The 2657-nt window shown below is 42.6% G+C and carries 1 protein-coding gene and 1 pseudogene; both read right to left on the bottom strand.

Annotated elements, in window-relative coordinates:
• Positions 1-311: 311 nt before the first annotated feature.
• The gene (locus IM509_RS04040; protein ID WP_081417913.1) at positions 312-2165 is read right to left on the bottom strand and encodes a hypothetical protein; all 1854 of its coding nucleotides are present in this window, start codon (positions 2163-2165) and stop codon (positions 312-314) included.
• A gap of 54 nt (positions 2166-2219) precedes the next feature.
• A pseudogene (locus IM509_RS04035) lies at positions 2220-2519 on the bottom strand (zinc ribbon domain-containing protein); the annotation flags it as partial.
• Positions 2520-2657: the final 138 nt, after the last annotated feature.

The following is a 2657-nucleotide window of genomic DNA, read 5'->3' as shown; positions in this document are numbered from 1 at the left end:
GGGGTTATAAGGGATGGAACCCTTATAGAGAAAGGCATTTAGCGATTTTTGTCAATTGTTTTTGCTCTAGAGCGAACTAATCAATTAAGTCTCTTGCCAGATAAGGATTTAGTCGATTTATGCCCCCCTATCGAACCATAATAAGTAACGAAGAGCCATATAACTTTTATCTGACTGATAACTGATAACTGATAACTGATAACTGATAACTGATAACTGATAACTGATGACTGATAACTGATAACTGATAACTGATAACTGATGACTGATAACTGATGACTGATGACTGATGACTGATAACTGATAACTGATTAAAGACAGTTTTGCTGCCAGAGTAGTTCTTTTTCGATTCCCTGTTTTTCTCCGGGGGGGACAGTCCTTTCCCGCATGATATAAAGTTGCAGGGATTTAATCTGTTGATCCCTACCGTGCTGCTGATTCCAGTTTTGACAGAGATACTGACCAAACTCTCCATAAACTGACCGACCGATAGCTCGATTAAGATTAATAAAATATACTCGCCACTGCATGGTTTTATACAAACGATTGCGATCGCTTTCGGTGGGTTTATCCCAAATTACTGGCTGTCCTTCTCTAAATATATCTACCGTGGAACCATCGGCTAATTGACTGACTGCCACAAACCAAGCATCATCCCGAGGCGGACTAGGGGAGAAAATAGTCCAATACTGGTCTAAACGAGTTATTCTTGCCAGAATATCAATTGTATTAAAAGTACGACGGGTGAGCAAGCGATCGAGGGACTGAATTAAAGGTGTATTTAAATCGCCTCTAATGGCCGATTGCCGGACAAAACTGCGTAAATTCCAGATACTGGTCAACAAGAAGAAGAAAATTACCAAAATATTTAAAGGTAAAGAGGATTTAATCGTCAGGGGACGAAACTTGAGAGGTTTGGTGAAATTGCCCATAAAACGACGATGGGAGGCAATCCACTCATAAATTCTCGTTCCCAGGGACATAAGGGGCGGTAAACGCAAAATTGGTGCTAAAAACCAGAAAATTGGCGAAAGACTGACAATATAAACCAATGCTGACCATTTAAACTGACGTTTTCCCTGCCAATCTTCCACCACCCAAGAATTTTGGGCCACCATATCCTCGTATATTGAGGGGTTATCCTGAGCGACTAACAGGGGAGTGCCGGGTAAAATGAGAAACGTGCGGAGAAGATGAACAACTTTCTTGCAAAATCCACAATCTCGATCATAATTAATCCTTAAACCTTCTCTTTCTGGGTTTATTATCCGTTTTTGTCCCCAATCCCAGACAAGACTAGGTATGATGGGCAACCAATGGGTAACACTCAAGAAAGGGAAAACCCCTAAATGTAGAATCAGTGCAAAAACCGTATGCAAGAAAATAAAGGAAACTACGGCGATTATTTTAAATAAACTATTGCGAAAGGGAACAAACATCAATAGCGGACCGAACCATTCAAAGCCTAGGGCTGAAATTGTCAGGAATTTGAGGAATTGCTGCGGTAAAGTCAGTAAAAAACTCCCGAAAGCGGTAGCGTATTGATCGTAACTAAGAGAGTAATAAACGGCTGTACCGTCGGGCCACCAAGTCTCACTTTTGAGTTTAAAAACCACTGACCACATATAGATATAACACACCTGTATCATAAAAGCCACCGTGGCAGCCGAAACTACGCGCTTGGGTAGGGGGTTGGGATTGGTGTTTAAGGCACTTTCCACGGAATAACAGGCACCGAGGGGTAAAAACATCGCCCAGAATAATACTGCCCGGATTACGTCATCGGCGGCAAATAGTAACAGGGGGTTGCGATGATGTAAAGAGACGATTAGCGCCCAAGTGGCGATCGTGGCTAAACGGGTATGATAGCCAATTAAAAGCAATAATGCGATCGCTATAGCGACAATAAACAGGATACTCTGCACCAGTACCGAGTCACTGAGAGCAAAAATCGACCAGTAAAAAGGACTAGCAGAAACTTTCGATAAGCTTCCTAGGGGTAAAACCCCTAATTCGCTGTAATGGGCAGTTACTTGGCTAAAACGAACTGATAAATCCACTAAAACCACTAACGCCAAGGCAATGCGAAATAAAGCTAGCGATCGCAGGTCAAACCCGAAAATCTCTGCCAGTCTTTGTCTAAATGATTTTGTCATTATCGCCATAGGATGATGATTCCCTCCACTTCTTCAATAAACCTACTTTTTGACTCTCCCCCGCTAACCGCTCGCACGGTGTAGCGGGGGATTCTTGGTTGATCTGCTCTTGACTAGATCAAACAGGTTTAACTGAACGATCCCCGTTAGATCGCCTCCGCAAGCGTTTTCTAACAGGGTCAGTCCGACCGCGTTTTTTCCTCGGTTCTCGATTACCTTCGCCGATGCCGTATCTCTCGGTTCGATGTGACCACAAGAATCGCATCGGTGAACTCTTTCCGATAACGACTTTTTACCAGTGAACGCGCCACAATTAGGACACTCTTGCGAAGTTCCGTTTTTATCAACCTTAAGATAATATCGCCAATTCAAAAATGAAACGCATCAACCTCAAGAGTTGACAAAGAAAGGCTCATCAGGTACTGTCTGATCATTAACAAAAACAAATCAGACCCAAAAACGAAGCCCCCAACATCTTAACATAGAACAAAGAAACTTGCT

Origin of the sequence: Microcystis sp. M31BS1 (genome assembly GCF_020245285.1) — a bacterium.
In the GTDB taxonomy this organism is placed as follows: Bacteria; Cyanobacteriota; Cyanobacteriia; order Cyanobacteriales; family Microcystaceae; genus Microcystis; species Microcystis panniformis.
The sequence above is the reverse complement of the archived record's forward strand: the minus strand, read 5'-3'. Positions and strand labels throughout refer to the sequence as shown.